We start from the raw sequence: 15,787 nt of genomic DNA, 5'->3' as shown, positions 1-15,787 counted from the left end.
CCCTGGCTGGCCTCTCAAATCTTTTCCCGCCCGCAGCCAGGGGCAACAATACCGGGGCCCCAGCCGGTCAGGGAGACAGGACACGTCATGAGCGACACCAACAAGGCTGAACACGATCTGAGCGAAGCCGCGCTGTTTTATCACGAGCATCCAAAGCCAGGGAAACTGGAGATCCAGCCGACCAAACCGCTCGGCAACCAGCGCGATCTGGCGCTGGCCTATTCTCCCGGTGTTGCAGCGCCCTGTCTGGAAATCGCAGAAGACCCTGCCAAGGCCGCAAACTACACTTCCCGCGCCAATCTGGTGGCGGTGATCTCCAACGGCACGGCGGTGTTGGGTCTGGGCAATATCGGCCCGCTCGCCTCCAAGCCCGTGATGGAGGGCAAGGCGGTCCTGTTCAAGAAATTCGCGGGCATTGACGTGTTCGACATTGAGGTGGACGAGACCAATGTCGACAAGTTCGTGGATGCGGTGTCCGTGCTGGAGCCGACCTTTGGCGGCATCAATCTTGAGGACATCAAGGCGCCCGAATGTTTCATGGTGGAAGCCAAACTCCGGGAAAAAATGAACATCCCGGTTTTCCACGACGACCAGCACGGCACGGCCATAATCGTGGGGGCGGCCGTGCGCAACGGCTTGCAGCTGGCAGGCAAGAAGATCGAGAACGCCAAGATTGTTGCGTCCGGCGCCGGTGCTGCGGCGCTGGCCTGTCTCAACATGCTGGTCTCGCTCGGGGCGCGGCGCGAGAATATCTGGATCACCGACATTGAAGGTGTCGTCTATGAGGGCCGCGAAACCCTGATGGACGAGTGGAAGGCGGTCTTTGCGCAAAAGACCGGCAAACGCACCCTTGAGGAGGTCATCGACGGGGCGGATGTTTTCCTGGGCCTGTCCGTGGGCGGAGTGCTCAAGCCGCATATGGTGGAAAAGATGGGCACGGGCCCACTGATCCTGGCCCTCGCGAACCCGAACCCGGAAATCATGCCGGAAGACGCTTTGGCGGTGCGTGACGATGTGGTCATGTGCACCGGCCGTTCGGATTATCCGAACCAGGTGAACAATGTCCTGTGCTTTCCCTTCATCTTCCGCGGGGCGCTGGATGTGGGCGCGACCACCATCAATGAAGAAATGAAGCGGGCCGCAGTGGAGGCGATTGCCGGTCTGGCCCAGGAAGAGCCGTCCGACGTTGTGGCACGGGCCTATGGCGGCAAGACCGAGACCTTCGGTCCCAACTATCTGATCCCGTCGCCGTTCGACCAGCGGCTCATTTTGCGGATCGCCCCTGCCGTTGCCCGTGCGGCCATGGAAACCGGGGTCGCAACCCGGCCGATCACCGATTTCGACGCCTATCTGGACCGGCTCAACCGGTTTGTATTCCGCTCCGGCCTGATCATGAAACCGATCATCCAGAATGCGGCCAAGGACCCTCAGCGCATCATTTATGCTGAAGGGGAAGATGAGCGCGTGCTGCGGGCTGCGCAGGTTCTGATTGAAGACAATATTGCCCGGCCCATTCTGGTCGGCCGCCCGGATGTGCTGCAGCAGCGCTGCGAACGGTTCGGCCTGAAAATCCGGCCGGATGTGGATTTTGAATATGTGAACCCTCAGGATGATCCGCGCTACCGCGACTATGTGGACGAGTATTTCGAATGTGTCGGCCGCAAGGGTATGCCGCCCACCGCAGCCCGCACCGTGGTGCGCACCAACACCACGGTCATTTCTGCGCTGGCTGTGCGGCGGGGGGATGCGGATGCGGTGATCTGCGGCCTGGAAGGGCGGTTCATCCGCCATCTGCGCGACATCAAGCAGGTGATCGGCGTGTGCGAAACGGCGCATGACCTGTCAGCCATGTCCCTCCTGATCAGCAGCCAGGGTGCGCTGTTCATGTCGGACACGTTTGTGACCGAAGACCCGACGGCCGATGAGATCTCCGAAATGGCGGTTCTGGCTGCCGAGGAGATCCGCCGTTTCGGTATCGAGCCCAAGATTGCGCTTCTGTCCCTGTCCAATTTCGGCTCCCGGGAAACAGCGTCCTCCCGCAAGATGCGCGACGCGCTGGAACTGATCTGGGAACGTCATCCGGAGCTGGAAGTCGATGGGGAAATGCACGGCGACTCGGCCTTGAGCGAAGCGCTGCGGGAACGGGTTATGCCGGGCGGCAAGCTCAAGGGAGAGGCCAACCTTCTGCTCTTCCCGAACCTGGATGCGGCCAATATTGCTCATAATCTTCTGAAGGTGTCGACCAGGGCCCTGCATGTGGGGCCAATCCTTCTGGGCGCGGCCAAACCAGCCCATATTCTGACGCCATCTGTTACTTCGCGCGGCGTGGTCAACATGTCGGCACTGGCCAGCGTTGAAGCACAGACCCGCCAGAAAGACTGAGCCGGAAGACTGTCGGCTTTTTGAAACAATGGGCAGAGCGGCGCCGCCGCTCTGCCCTTTTGGTTTTCGACGCTGTGTCCTAAGTGCCATCTTTCAGGAACGGCCATGATGTTGAACGGGGTCGAAGGCGCTCTACGTAAAGGTGAAAGCCTCATGACCGGGAGTTGCAAATGGGTGTGCGCAAGTGCTTTCAGGGGATCGTTGCAAGTGCAGGTATCGCGATGTCAGCCACTTTTGTGCAGACGGGGCCCGCGCTGGCACAGACCTCCGTCACGGTGGAAGAGGTTGCTGGCGGTCTCTCCTATCCCTGGGCCGTCGCCTTTCTGCCCGGCGGCGGCTACCTGGTGAGCGAGCGGGACGGCCTTTTGAAGGCAATCTCGCCAGAAGGCGTGCAAAGCGTTGTGTCGGGCACGCCGGAGGTGTTTGCCCAAGGGCAGGGCGGGTTGCTGGATGTGGCGCTCAGCCCGGCCTTTCAGGAGGACGGCCTTGTCTATCTGAGCTTTTCGCAAGGCTCTCCGGAAGGGGCTGGGACCTCGCTGTTCCGGGGCAGGCTTGTGGCCGGTGAGGGCGGCTACCGTCTGGAAGACGGCAAGACAATTTTCCAGGGCAACAACCGCGCCTATGGCGGCAGGCATTTTGGCTCGCGTCTGGCCTTTGCCCCTGACGGCAATCTGTTCATGACGCTGGGCGACCGGGGAGATGGCGAGCGGGCCCAGGATCTGTCGGATCACACCGGCTCCGTTCTGCGCCTGACGCCGGACGGAACGCCGGCTGAAGGCAATCCCTTCCTGAACCGGCAGGGTGCGAAACCCGAAATCTGGTCCATCGGCCACCGCAATCCCCAAAGCGCTGCCATTCATCCGCAAACGGGTGTCTTATGGACCGTGGAACATGGTGCGCGCGGGGGAGATGAAATCAACATTCCTCAAGCGGGCAGGAATTATGGCTGGCCGGTCATTTCCTACGGACGGCATTATTCGGGTGGCAAGATCGGGGAGGGGACGGAGAAAGCCGGGATGGAACAGCCGGTCTATTTTTGGGACCCGTCCATTGCCCCCTCCGGCATGACCTTTATCAGCAGTGGCCGCTACCCGGACTGGCAGGGAGATCTGCTGGTAGGGGCCCTGCGCGGGCAGCATCTGGCGAAGCTGGATCTGGAGGGCACGCGCATCGCCGGTGAGGTCCAGCTGCTGGAAGATCTGGGCGAACGCATCCGGGATGTGCGTCAGGGGCCGGACGGGTATCTCTATGTGTTGACAGACACTGATGACGGACGGTTGCTGCGTCTGTTGCCACAATAGGCGGACGCAGCGTTTTCTTTTGGGAGCTATGTTGTTTGCTTGACATTTCGGGCCGGGACGACGATATAGCGCTCTGCAACACTGCCGCGTGAGCAGTCTTGGGTCGCAGTCGCCCGAAACCGGGGTTTCTGAGGCAGGCGCACCCAATTGCACAAGATTTCGAGCCTGATGCGAGGCTCAACCAGTTCCCATGTCACGTGAGGGTCTGGCGGCAAAGAGTCAGGACAAAAGGTCCGGCTGCCGCAAACCAAAGACAAGACTGCAAGGAATGTCCTTGCGGTGACAAGAGCGTTTGCAACGCTCGCAACAAGGAAATGACTTTGACCAACTTTAAAGACCTGGGTCTGTCCGGTGATCTTGTAAAAGCCGTGTCAGAAAACGGCTATGACGCACCGACTCCGATTCAGGAAAAGGCGATCCCGCTCATTTTGAAGGGCCGGGACTTGATGGGGCTTGCCCAGACCGGTACCGGCAAAACGGCGGCCTTCGGCCTGCCGCTGATCGATCGGCTTCAGGATCAGAGTGAAGCGCCTCAGCCCAAAGGAACCCGGGCGCTGATTCTTGCGCCGACCCGCGAACTGGTCAACCAGATCGCCAAGAACCTGGTTTCCTTTCTGCGCAAGACACCGCTGCGGGTCACGTCCGTGGTGGGCGGCGTGTCGATCAACGGCCAGATCAAGCGTCTGGCCAAGGGCACCGATATTCTGGTGGCAACGCCGGGCCGGCTTCTGGACCTGGTGGACCGGGAAGCTGTCGACCTTGGCACAGCCTCCTACCTGGTTTTGGACGAAGCCGACCAGATGCTGGATCTCGGGTTCATCCACGCGCTGCGCCGGATTTCCGGCCTGGTGCGGGACGAACGCCAAACGCTGCTGTTTTCCGCAACCATGCCCAAGCAGATCGGTGATCTGGCCAAGTCATATCTCCGCTCTCCGGAGCGGGTTGAAGTCGCCCCGGCCGGGCGCACGGCGGACAAGATCACCCAGAGTGTGCATTTCATGGACCGTAAGGAAAAGACGGACTTTCTGCTGGACCAGTTGCAGGCCCAGCCGGACAGCCTGTCTCTGGTTTTCTGCCGCACGAAACACGGTGCGGAGCGGCTGATGCGTAAACTTGCCCAGAGCGGTGTTGCGGCGGGCTCCATCCACGGCAACAAGAGCCAGAACCAGCGGGACCGGGCGATCCGGGAGCTGCGCGAAGGCAAGATCAACGTGCTTGTGGCCACTGATGTTGCAGCCAGGGGTATCGATATTCCCGGCGTGAGCCATGTTTTCAATTTCGAGCTGCCCGAGGTTGCCGAAGCCTATGTGCACCGGATCGGCCGCACCGCGCGCGCGGGTGCGGAAGGTGAGGCGGTTGCCTTGTGCGCTCCGGAAGAAATCGCCCTGTTCCGGCAGATTGAGAAGCTGATCGGGATTGATATCCCTGTGGCCGGAGGGGAGGTTCCGCCCATGTCGGCTGCTGAAAGCCGGTCAAAACGCGGCGGCCAGAACCGTGGCGGGCAAAGCCGCGGGGGGCAGTCCAGGGGCAACCAGAACCGGGGCGACCAGAAGCGGTCACATCCCAAACGCGGTGCGCACAAAGATGCGGCCAGTGGCGACAATGACAATGCGGCCCCGTCCCGTCCCTCCAAACGGCGTCGGCCGAACCGCCGCAACAAAGCGGCCTGAGACCAATCCCGATTGACCGGGCCCACTCCGACCGGTTTTGGCAGTCTTTCGGCTCGGCGCAGATTAGAGCGCGAGTTTGGCATACCGGGCAAGATCTGCAACAAGATCAGCCGGTGCTCATCCGCGAGTGGATGAGCACCGGCTAGCTGTTTCCTTTCAACAGGGCGGGCCTCTCTATTGGTTCAAAGGCCCAATACCAAGCGGAATTGATCCTGATCTGTTGGATCGCGCTTGGAGGGGCTTCGGCCAGGAGTGCGTCGCAGGTCGATACGGGGTCTCGGGCCAGACGTGCGACAACATAACATCCTAAGTCTCTCCGAATGCGGCCTCCCTTGAGCCAATCTCGCCCACGGACATCGTTGCACCGCTGATCCGGTCAACCAGACCGGGGCGCGCGACCCGCCTAGGCAGTATCGCGTATTTCCGGATTGAACCTGTTTTGTCTTTTGCGTTGAAATCTCTGATTTCAGGCAGCGAAAGGCAAATCCGATGCAACGTGACTTTGCTTTCGCCGTTGAACGCAAATGGGACATCAAATAGCTCATGATCAACTGCGCTTGGTACAACGATGCGCTGGCCGAAGGGGACCAGAACCCGCCTCCAGTTGTATTTTCCAGGCTGCCGGACGGCGTTGCGCCGCTTGAACAGCCGGGGGGACCGTTCTGCGCAGCCGGTCTTGCCCGCAAATCGGAAAAACCATCAGACCGGTATCTGCCAGTTGAGGTTGATCGCAGGCCGCATGACCGCGGCAGGCGCACATCGAACGGGTTTTGGCTTTGGAAAAAAATTGCACCGGGAAGTGGCCTTCCCGGTGCCAGACCCTGTGGTCGATGGGGTTCAGGGCGTCTGCCGTTGCCCTGAATATACTGTGAGAAACATCCAATCCCGATTTGGCACCGCCGCGCACCTACTCGGTCATCTCCGTCTCTTGCCCACAAGGTATCTGATCGCCAGCTGGCGGCCAGATTTCCAAGGATTATGGGGAACCCGCAGTATTTCTGAGAAGAAACGATCGAAGTTCTTCCAAAAGTGGCGGAAATCAATCTTGCAAGCCCCAATGCAAGTAAAATTAGATTAACAGGCCTGAGTCTGCAAATACAACCGGATTTCCGGAGAATGCGGTGTGGATATCTTATTAATATATATAAAACAATGGTTTATACGTATGTGCCTGCATAATTTGCAATCCGATGAAGTAACCGCTGATTGTGTGGCTTTGTCCACAGCTGCAAGAAATGCTTTGTTTTCAAAGAATTGCGAGAAATATCTTCTTTATCTATTATTGTATAGAAAAATCTTATGAAGGAAAATTTATTGGAAGAAATTGTTAAACAAATGAAAAATAAAAGCTTTTTGAGAGCCCATGGCTTCGAAAATATGTGTAAGACGACTGAAGGGAAAATCTATAATTGGAGTCGAATACTCAGGATTTGCATAAAAAGTAAACAAAATCAGGTAATTTTGACCATATGGAATAAAAATCAGTATTGGACCTATAACAAAGTTTTATCTGGCCCGATATCTGTTTGACGATGACGTAGCGTGAGTATAAAACGCGACTGTCTCTTAAATTAAGCAAATAAATTAAAGAGGCAAAATAAACCGGGCAAAGACCTGGAACATGTGCACGTCGGCTCCATCTGGACCTCCGACTCCTAAAAGAATGCTGTTCGGAAAGAACAGCTTAGACCTTGTGGCGCGGGCGAAAGCGTTGCAACAGGAGGCCGTTTTACGGCTGTCCAAACGTGTGCTTTTGACAACCGCACCAGACCGGCGTCCCCCCACAAATAGCCGGTCTGAGACGACCCATCGGCCACAAGACGGCAGCGCCGGGTGATCTAGACACCCGGCGCTGCCTGTTCTTCCATGATCAGCGCTAACTACAGGAAAAGACCTGCGGGCGGAATTACTACCGCAGAGCCTGGTATTACATGTTTGGATAGTTCGGTCCGCCAGCCCCTTCCGGCACCGTCCAGGTGATGTTGCTGTTCGGGTCCTTGATGTCGCAGGTTTTGCAATGGACGCAGTTCTGCGAATTGATCTGGAAACGGGGCACGTCCTCGCCGTCTTCCACCCATTCATAGACCCCCGCCGGGCAGTAACGGTTGGAGGGACCTGCAAAAATGTCATGCTCGGAGGCTTTCTGCAGGGCGGGGTCAGCCACTTTCAGATGGATCGGCTGATCTTCCTCATGGTTGGTGTTGGACAGGAACACAGAGGAGAGCTTGTCGAAGGAGACCACGCCATCCGGTTTGGGATAGTCAATCTTCTTGCAGTTCTTGGCCGGCTTCAGGGTTTCGCTGTCCCGCTTGCCGTGTTTGAGCGTGCCGAAGAAGGAAAATCCAAACAGTTCATTGGTCCACATGTCCAGCCCGCCCAGACCAATGCCGAGCCAGGTGCCGAATTTCGACCAGAGCGGTTTGGCATTGCGCACTTTCTTTAGGTCCTGCCCGATGGGGCTGTCCCGCCACGCGCTATCATATCCACTCAGCTCCGCATGGGCTTCGCCACGGCCAAGGGCAGCCATGACTTCCTCGGCTGCCAACATGCCCGACAGCATGGCATTGTGGGAGCCCTTGATGCGCGGCACATTCACGAGCCCGGCCGAGCAGCCCATCAGCAGGCCACCGGGGAAGGAAAGTTTCGGGACGGACTGGTATCCGCCTTCGGTAATGGCCCGGGCGCCATAGGAAATGCGCTTGCCCCCCTCGAACGTGTCCCGGATCGCCGGGTGGGTCTTGAACCGCTGGAACTCGTCAAACGGTGACAGCCAGGGGTTTTCGTAATTCAGGTGGACCACAAAGCCGACCGCCACCTGATTGTCTTCCAGATGATAGAGGAACGAACCGCCGCCGGTCTTGCCGTCCAGGGGCCAGCCGAAGGAATGCTGTACCAGGCCGAGCTTGTGCTTTTCCGGATCGATCTGCCACAATTCCTTGATACCAATGCCGAATTTCGGCACATCGCTGTCTTTGTCGAGAGTGAATTTTGCAATCAGCTCCTTGGCCAGGGAGCCGCGCGCGCCTTCCCCGATGAGCGTGTATTTGCCGCGCAGTTCCATGCCGCGCGTGAACATGGCATTGGGTTTGCCGTCCCGGCCAATGCCCATGTCCCCGGTGGCGACACCGGCAACGCGGCCCTCATCATCATAGAGGATTTCGGCCGCCGCAAAGCCGGGATAGATCTCCACGCCGAGCGCTTCGGCCTTTTCAGCCAGCCACCGGCAGACATTGCCAAGCGAGACAATGTAATTGCCGTGGTTGTTCATCAGCTTGGGCAGCAGCATATTGGGCAGGCGCAGGGACCCGGCCGGGCCAAGCACCAGAAAATGGTCCGCAGTCACCTCCGTTTTGACCGGGCTGTCTTCCTCGCGCCATTGCGGAAGCAGCTTGTCCAGGGCAATCGGGTCGATCACCGCGCCGGACAGAATGTGGGCGCCGACTTCAGAGCCTTTTTCCAGCACAACGACGCTGAGCTCTTCCCCTTTATCATTGGCAATCTGCTTCAGCCGGATCGCCGCGGCGAGCCCGGCAGGGCCGGCGCCGACAATGACGACATCCACATCCATGCTCTCGCGTTCGCCAAGCGCGTCTTCTTCGCTCATTGATGTCTCCCTCTGCCCACTGGGCGCACTTCAATCTGGCCCTGTTTGCCTGATTTCGCAGAGCAAAACACGACATTTTTCCGTGCTGATTACGAAATTTACTGCTGTTCCGCTCGAATTTGCGCACAGATAGACCAAAGCAAGGGGAGGGCGTCAAGAGGGGTGATGCCGTTTACGTAAGCGTCAAAAAACCACGGCGCGACTTGAATGAGATGTGCAAAGCGGGTGCAAAACGGCCCGGAACGCAGGGGCAAGTCATGTGGGATCTTGTTCTTGGCGGGCAAGCGGATAAAATCGCGCGCCGGAGGCCAATTTGGTGCAACACACGCATGAAGACCTGCGCGCGATAGAAAGCCTGTTGGAGTTCTATATCGACGCGGGCATCGACTGTTTTCTCGGAGACACGCCGGTTGACTGGGCAGAGCGCTCGCGTCAGCAGGCCGCTGCGCGCCGCTCGGCCGTGCCTGCACCTGCAGGTCAGGCTGCGGCACCTGCTGCGGCGGGAGCCGAGTCTGCCGCTCCAGGCGCTTCTGGCTGGCAGGACAGCAGGGCGGGCACACTGCCCGCGCAGGATCAGCCGCGGGGGAAAGGAAGAGGGGCTGCGCAAGCCTCTCCGCCCGCATCGGCACCTGCCGTCATGCCTGGATCAGGGCCGGCGCCCATGGCGGGCCAGCCGGCCGTTATTCCCGATCAGCAGATCATTGCGTCGGCGCGTGATCTGGCGGCTTCGGCGGAAACGCTCGATGAGCTGCGCGCTTGCCTGGAGGCTTTTGACGGCTGCAATTTGAAACTCACCGCCAAGAAGCTCGTTTTTGCCGACGGGGCCCCGTCCGCCAGGCTCATGTTTGTCGGCGAGGCGCCGGGCCGGGACGAGGACTTGCAGGGAAAGCCTTTCGTCGGCCGCTCCGGGCAATTGCTGGACCGTATGCTGGCGGCCATCGGGCTCGACCGGTCAGAGGTCTATATTGCCAATGTGGTGCCCTGGCGCCCGCCTGGAAACCGCACCCCGACGCCTCAGGAAACGGAAATCTGCAAGCCTTTCATCAAGCGCCAGATCGAGCTGATCGATCCGGATATTCTGGTGTTTCTGGGGGCCGCCTCCGCCAAAACCCTTCTGGGTGTTCAGGACGGCATCCGCAAAATGCGCGGCCGCTGGATGAGCTATCCTCTGAAAGAACGCGAGATCGCTGCAATCGCCACCTATCATCCAGCCTATCTGCTGCGCAGCCCGCTGGAAAAGCGCTTGTCCTGGCGTGATTTCCTCAGCATTCACGACCGGCTGTCCCCAAGAGACGGTTGATCTAAAGAGAGCTGAGCGGCTGCCGGTCAGGGCACACGGCAAATTCCGGCAACCGGCCTTTGCAAGGCCTCACTTGATACATATATCCAGAAGATGTTTTGACAGTCCGGGGCTTTTCAGAGTGCTTTCCAGTTTCCGCCGTTTCCTTCCCAAACGCTTCCGCAATGATACGCCGGTGATCCCGGTTGTGCGCCTTCAGGGCGCGATTGGCAATGTGCAGGGGCCCATGCGCTCCGGCCTTTCGCTGGCATCCGCTGCACTCCCGCTGGAAAAGGCCTTTTCCATGAAAAAGGCCCCGGCTGTGGCGCTGGTGGTGAACTCGCCAGGGGGCTCGCCAGTCCAATCACGTCTGATTTTCAAGCGGATCCGGGATCTGGCCAAGGAAAACGAGAAAGAGGTTCTTGTTTTCGTGGAGGATGTTGCGGCAAGCGGCGGCTACATGATCGCCCTGGCCGGGGACGAGATTCTGGTCGATCCGTCCTCCATCATCGGTTCGATTGGTGTTGTGGCAGCCGGGTTCGGCTTCACCGAGCTGATCAAGAAAATCGGTGTTGACCGGCGGGTCTATACGGCCGGGGAAAAGAAGGTCACGCTCGACCCGTTTCAACCGGAAGTCCCGGAGGACATTGAGTATCTGAAGACCCTGCAGCAGGAAATTCACGAGACTTTCATTGAGCTGGTCAAATCCCGGCGCGGCGATGTCCTGACCGAGGACCCGGACCTTTACACTGGAAAGTTCTGGACCGGGCGCACGGCGGTCCAACTGGGGCTGGCCGATGCCATTGGCGATTTGCGCGGTGTCCTGAAGGAGCGCTATGGTGACAAGGCCGAACCACGCCTGATATCCGCACCGCGCGGGTTGCTGGGCCGGCGCGCAGGACTTGGAGTTTTGCTGCCGGGGCGCCGCCTGAGTGAAGGGCTCGGCGACGAGCTGATCTCTGCTATTGAAAATCGGGCCTTGTGGATGCGCTACGGCCTTTGAAGCAAGATCCGGTCAAGCCGCAACAGCCCTTTAAGGGACTGCCCGGCGATTTGGCGCAGGATTGTTTTGGGGCGGGAATTCAAGGGAAGGGGAATTGAGATGACGGAATTGATTGGCGTTGCCGCCCTTGCCGTTGGCGGTTACTGGATTGTCCAGCGCATCAAGCGCAAGATGGCCGAGGTGGAGACCCAGATTTCCCGGGCCGCTGCCAAGGCCGATCCGAACGGGCGCGGGGCGAAGCTCGTGCGCGACCCCGAAACCGGCAAATACCGGCCGCAAGGCTGACGCAACCGGTCAGCCGCTTTTCTGTCATTTACCAGGCGTGCTGCCTGCCGGAAAAAAAGACCGGGAAATTGAGGCAGGTCGTCACTGATGCAGAAGTCTGCGAGCAGCAGGTGTCTGGGACCGGTCCCGCCAGTAAATTGATCTCCCGGGGCGTGTCAAGTTCAGGCGCAGCCGGGTTTGTGTCAGGGCTCTTGCCTGCACCCTTGACCTTATCCGGCCACCGTGGCACCTGTCGCGCTGACGGCCGGGCAGGGTCTGCCCGGTTTCCAGACCAATTTCCCGGTTCCACGGCCGGTCCCACGGATAGAACACAGTCATGTCGAGCGACGTTCCGGCGCATATGCGCCCTGAAAATTCCTTCCAAGGCCTGATCCTCACGCTGCAACGCTTCTGGGCGGATCAGGGCTGTGTGGTGTTGCAGCCCTATGACATGGAAGTTGGCGCTGGCACGTTTCATCCGGCCACCACCTTGCGCTCGCTCGGGCCGCGCCCCTGGAAGGCCGCCTATGTGCAGCCCTCCCGCCGCCCGACGGACGGGCGCTATGGTGAAAACCCGAACCGGCTGCAGCATTATTACCAGTTCCAGGTGATCTTGAAGCCGTCCCCTGCCGACCTTCAGGACCTTTACCTCAGATCCCTTTATGCGATCGGGCTCGATCCGAAACTGCATGACATCCGCTTTGTGGAAGACGATTGGGAAAGCCCGACCCTGGGCGCGTGGGGCCTTGGCTGGGAATGCTGGTGCGACGGGATGGAAGTCTCCCAGTTCACCTATTTCCAGCAGGTTGCCGGTTTTGAATGTTCCCCGGTCTCCGGCGAACTCACCTACGGTCTAGAGCGCCTGGCCATGTATATTCAGGGCGTCGATAACGTCTATGAGCTGAATTACAACGGCATGGAAGGCGATGCCAAGGTGACCTATGGCGATGTCTTTCTGCAGGCTGAACAGGAATATTCCCGGCACAATTTTGAACATGCCGATACTCAGATCCTGTTCCGCCATTTCAAGGATGCGGAAAACGAGTGCCGGGCGCTGCTGGCAGCCGGAGCCAAGGCGAAGGAAGACGCCGGTGCTGCGGTGCATCAGGTGGTGCTGCCCGCCTATGACCAGTGCATCAAGGCCAGCCATGCCTTCAACCTTCTGGACGCGCGCGGCGTGATTTCCGTAACTGAGCGCCAGAGCTATATCCTGCGCGTGCGCGAACTGGCGAAAGCCTGCGGGGCCGCGTTCCTGGAAACGGAAGCGGGCGGCGTCGGCTATCACAACCAGGCCGCTGAATAGGCGCTTATTGCGGTCCTCAAGAGACCGGCAGGATGACAAAGCCACCCTAAAAGGCTAGCGTTTGACCCGATTGTTGCCAGGGTCTGCGCTGAGCCGCATGAGCCCCTGGAACCTGTTGCTTGGGTCAGAAAAGGGGCGCGCCTTGGGCTGGATTGTTTTTGCCATTTTGATCGCTGTGTCGGTCTATGCGATTTTTCTCTACAATACGCTCGTGAAGAAGCGGCAGATGGTGGAAGAGGGCTGGAGCGGAATTGACGTCCAGCTGAAGCGCCGGGCCAATCTCATTCCCAATCTGGTTGAAACCGTCAAAGGCTATGCGGATCACGAGCAGGAGACGCTGGACCAGGTCACCCAGTTGCGGGCGTCGGCCGGAGCGGTGGCGCAAGATGATGTGGCGGGCCGGGCGAAGGCGGAAGGCGCCTTGGGCCTGGCACTTGGCCGCCTTTTTGCTGTTGCCGAAGCCTATCCGGATCTGAAGGCAAGCCAGAACTTTTCCGATCTGCATGCCTCTCTGGACGAGATCGAAAATGCCATCCAGATGGCACGCCGCTATTACAATGGCGCTGTCCGCGGTCTGAATGTGGCTGTCGAGAGCTTCCCGTCAAATCTTGTCGCGACCCAGTTCAAGTTTGAAAAAGCGGACTATTTCGAGATCGAGGACGCTGCCGAGCGGGCTGTTCCTCAGGTTCAGTTTTAGGGAGCTGCGCCTGTGATCCTGAAGAAGGTTTTTGCCGTCCTTGTTCTGCTGGCTGCTGGCAGCTTGAACGGGGGGACTGCGCTGGCGAAAGAGCGCATCTTGCGCTTTGTCTCCAATATCGAGGTGGCCCGGAGCGGCCTTTTGACCGTGACCGAGACGATCGCCGTGCGGGCGGAAGGCGCACAGATCAAGCGCGGTATCTACCGTGACATTCCCCTCCAGATCGAAGGGGAGGGCGGTCGGGTCTACCGGGCCGGTTTCAAGCTGCTGTCGGTTCTGCAAGAAGGCAAGCCCGCCGCCTTTCAAGAAAACGGCAATGGGGCCGGTGTCCGGATCTATATCGGCGACAAAAATGTCTTTCTGCAGCATGGCACCTATACATACACCATCAAATACCAGACGGACCGGCAGATCCGTTTTCTAAAGGACCATGACGAAGTCTATTGGAACGCGACCGGCAACGGCTGGATCTTCCCGATTGACGACGCGGTGGCGCGGGTGGTTCTGCCGGAGGGCATAAAGGCCCGGGACTGGACGGCCTATACCGGGGCGGTTGGCCAGACATTCCGGGCCTATGAGGCCAGTGTTGGCGAAAATGGCCGGGAAGTGATTTTCAAGACCACCCAGCCGCTCGCCCCTTATGAGGGGATGAGCGTCGTTGTGGCCATGCCGAAGGGGGCGGTTACGCCACCGACGCAAGCCGATCAGATCGGCTATTTCCTGTCAGACAACAGCTCGGAGCTGATTGGCGGGGCCGGTGTCCTGCTGGTGCTGGTCTATTATACCGTGGCCTGGCTGCTGGTCGGCCGGGACCCGGCAAAAGGCGTCATCTTTCCCCGGTTCAAGCCGCCTGCAAATGTGTCGCCGGCTCTTGCCAGATATGTGTCCACTCAGGGCTTCAGCGATGGCGGCTGGATCGCCCTTGCCGCGGCCAGTCTCAATCTTGCGGTCAAGAAACGGCTGCGGCTGGAGCAGCACGACGGCGATGTGGTGCTTGCGCTTGAAGAGAACGGGGCCGGGATCGGGGGCGGAGGGCAGCGGCCTTTGCCGGAGGGGGAGGCGGCACTTGTGCGGTTTCTGAAAGGGCTTGGAGCTCCCTTGCAAATCTATGAGGGCAATGGAAAGTCCATCAAGGCGCTTGGCAGCAGCTTCCGGGGTGCCATTGAGACGGAAAGCCGGAACGTCTTTTTCAAGACCAACCGGTTTTACCTGATCCCCGGCGCTCTTTTGAGCGCTGCGTGTGTCCTGGCGCTGTTTCTCTTTGGCCAGATGTCTGAGGCGCATCGGGAATTTGCATTTCTGTTCATGGTCCTGTCTGTCTTTGCCACCGCTTTTTCGGTCAATATCGGCAAAGCCATTTTCCGCCTTCAGAACATGCAGCTCCGCATGGGCTTGATTTTCCTCTTGTCTGTGGGCGCTCTGACGGCCGCTGGCCTGGTTGCCAACAACATCTCCGGCGGTGTCGGTTCGCTCCCGGTCCTGCCGGTCGTGGCAGCTGTGCTGGTGGCGCTGAATGTGCTCTTTTTCTTCCTGCTCAGTGCCCCGACGGCCCTCGGGCGGCAGGTGCTGGATGAGATCGAAGGGCTCAAGCTCTATCTGTCGGTCGCTGAACAAGAGCGGCTGAACATGGCTGAAGCCCCGGACATGAGCACGGTGCATTTCGAAGAGCTTCTGCCCTATGCGGTCGCGCTTGGGGTGGAAAAGCCCTGGTCCAAGGCGTTCGAGGGCTGGCTAACCACGGCTGCAGGCGCGGCGGCAGCGGCGGGCTACCAGCCCCATTGGTACGCGGGGCAACGTTTCGATCCTTCGCACGTTTCCAGTACGCTTGGTGAGACCGCCAGTTCCATGGCCCAATCCTTCCAGTCATCGCTGCCGGTTCCCAAATCCTCCAGTTCCGGCTTTTCAGGCGGGTCTTCCGGCGGCGGTGGCGGAGGCGGTGGAGGCGGTGGCTGGTAGACGGCCGGGGCCCTTGACCCCTGCCTCCCATTTGCCTCAGGTTTGCAGTCGGGCGGCGTGTTCCGCGCTCTGGCGCGGCGCAGCCCGGGGCAATAGCGGTCTCCTGGCACACAAAACGCAAGTCTTGGCGCGGCTGAAACGCATTAGGGTCTGACGCAAGAGATTTGGTCTTGCCTCAATAAAAGGGGACAGCGCGTGTCCGCAGTCAGACCCGGAGCCGCCGGGCGGTATCTATTTCCGGTTCTTGCTGTGGGTCACCCATTGATCAATATTCAAAATTGACCATACGTAAGATATTGAATTGCAGCACTGGAAACATACAGAAGTA

The 15,787-nt window shown here is 59.3% G+C and carries 10 protein-coding genes; 9 read left to right on the top strand and 1 reads right to left on the bottom strand.

Annotation, left to right across the window (positions count from 1 at the left end; translation table 11 throughout):
* Nucleotides 1–87: 87 nt before the first annotated feature.
* The 3 genes from ACXAH0_RS15220 (at nucleotide 88) to ACXAH0_RS15210 (ending at nucleotide 5,353) form a co-directional block, all read left to right on the top strand.
* The gene (locus ACXAH0_RS15220) at nucleotides 88–2,382 is read left to right on the top strand and encodes an NADP-dependent malic enzyme (RefSeq protein WP_475192542.1); all 2,295 of its coding nucleotides are present in this window, start codon (nucleotides 88–90) and stop codon (nucleotides 2,380–2,382) included.
* A gap of 170 nt (nucleotides 2,383–2,552) precedes the next feature.
* Nucleotides 2,553–3,683: a PQQ-dependent sugar dehydrogenase gene (locus tag ACXAH0_RS15215; RefSeq protein ID WP_475192541.1), complete on the top strand. Its 1,131-nt coding sequence runs from the start codon at nucleotides 2,553–2,555 to the stop codon at nucleotides 3,681–3,683.
* A gap of 320 nt (nucleotides 3,684–4,003) precedes the next feature.
* Nucleotides 4,004–5,353 (top strand): DEAD/DEAH box helicase, encoded by a 1,350-nt coding sequence (locus ACXAH0_RS15210; RefSeq protein WP_475192539.1) that lies wholly within the window; start codon nucleotides 4,004–4,006, stop codon nucleotides 5,351–5,353.
* 1,927 nt (nucleotides 5,354–7,280) lie between these two features.
* Here ACXAH0_RS15210 and ACXAH0_RS15205 read toward each other — a convergent pair.
* Entirely contained in the window at nucleotides 7,281–8,957 is a 1,677-nt protein-coding gene (locus tag ACXAH0_RS15205) for an electron transfer flavoprotein-ubiquinone oxidoreductase (protein WP_475192537.1), read from the bottom strand.
* 316 nt (nucleotides 8,958–9,273) lie between these two features.
* Here ACXAH0_RS15205 and ACXAH0_RS15200 point away from each other — a divergent pair, with 316 nt between their 5' ends.
* From ACXAH0_RS15200 to ACXAH0_RS15175, 6 genes are all read left to right on the top strand, one after another.
* Complete coding sequence (locus ACXAH0_RS15200; protein ID WP_475178859.1) at nucleotides 9,274–10,257, top strand: uracil-DNA glycosylase; 984 nt, start codon at nucleotides 9,274–9,276, stop codon at nucleotides 10,255–10,257.
* A 121-nt stretch (nucleotides 10,258–10,378) separates the two neighbouring features.
* Nucleotides 10,379–11,239 (top strand): S49 family peptidase, encoded by an 861-nt coding sequence (locus ACXAH0_RS15195; RefSeq protein WP_475178856.1) that lies wholly within the window; start codon nucleotides 10,379–10,381, stop codon nucleotides 11,237–11,239.
* A 99-nt stretch (nucleotides 11,240–11,338) separates the two neighbouring features.
* Nucleotides 11,339–11,524: a hypothetical protein gene (locus ACXAH0_RS15190; protein ID WP_475192534.1), complete on the top strand. Its 186-nt coding sequence runs from the start codon at nucleotides 11,339–11,341 to the stop codon at nucleotides 11,522–11,524.
* 316 nt (nucleotides 11,525–11,840) lie between these two features.
* Nucleotides 11,841–12,806, top strand: coding sequence for a glycine--tRNA ligase subunit alpha (locus tag ACXAH0_RS15185; protein WP_475192530.1), 966 nt, complete (start codon nucleotides 11,841–11,843; stop codon nucleotides 12,804–12,806).
* A gap of 151 nt (nucleotides 12,807–12,957) precedes the next feature.
* Nucleotides 12,958–13,503: a LemA family protein gene (locus ACXAH0_RS15180; protein ID WP_475179205.1), complete on the top strand. Its 546-nt coding sequence runs from the start codon at nucleotides 12,958–12,960 to the stop codon at nucleotides 13,501–13,503.
* Between the two features lie 12 nt (nucleotides 13,504–13,515).
* On the top strand, nucleotides 13,516–15,459 hold the full coding sequence (locus tag ACXAH0_RS15175; RefSeq protein ID WP_475192527.1) for a DUF2207 domain-containing protein: 1,944 nt from the start codon (nucleotides 13,516–13,518) through the stop codon (nucleotides 15,457–15,459).
* Nucleotides 15,460–15,787: the final 328 nt, after the last annotated feature.

Source organism: Roseibium sp. AWQ4_290 (genome assembly GCF_056160985.1).
The sequence above is the reverse complement of the archived record's forward strand: the minus strand, read 5'-3'. Positions and strand labels throughout refer to the sequence as shown.

What these genes read in the sequence shown, in the direction of transcription:
- ACXAH0_RS15185 (WP_475192530.1), top strand. Translation starts at nt 11,841, where the DNA reads ATGTCGAGCGACGTTCCGGCGCATATGCGCCCTGAAAATTCCTTCCAA.
- ACXAH0_RS15190 (WP_475192534.1), top strand. Translation starts at nt 11,339, where the DNA reads ATGACGGAATTGATTGGCGTTGCCGCCCTTGCCGTTGGCGGTTACTGG.
- ACXAH0_RS15220 (WP_475192542.1), top strand. Translation starts at nt 88, where the DNA reads ATGAGCGACACCAACAAGGCTGAACACGATCTGAGCGAAGCCGCGCTG.
- ACXAH0_RS15205 (WP_475192537.1), bottom strand. Translation starts at nt 8,957, where the DNA reads ATGAGCGAAGAAGACGCGCTTGGCGAACGCGAGAGCATGGATGTGGAT.
- ACXAH0_RS15215 (WP_475192541.1), top strand. Translation starts at nt 2,553, where the DNA reads ATGGGTGTGCGCAAGTGCTTTCAGGGGATCGTTGCAAGTGCAGGTATC.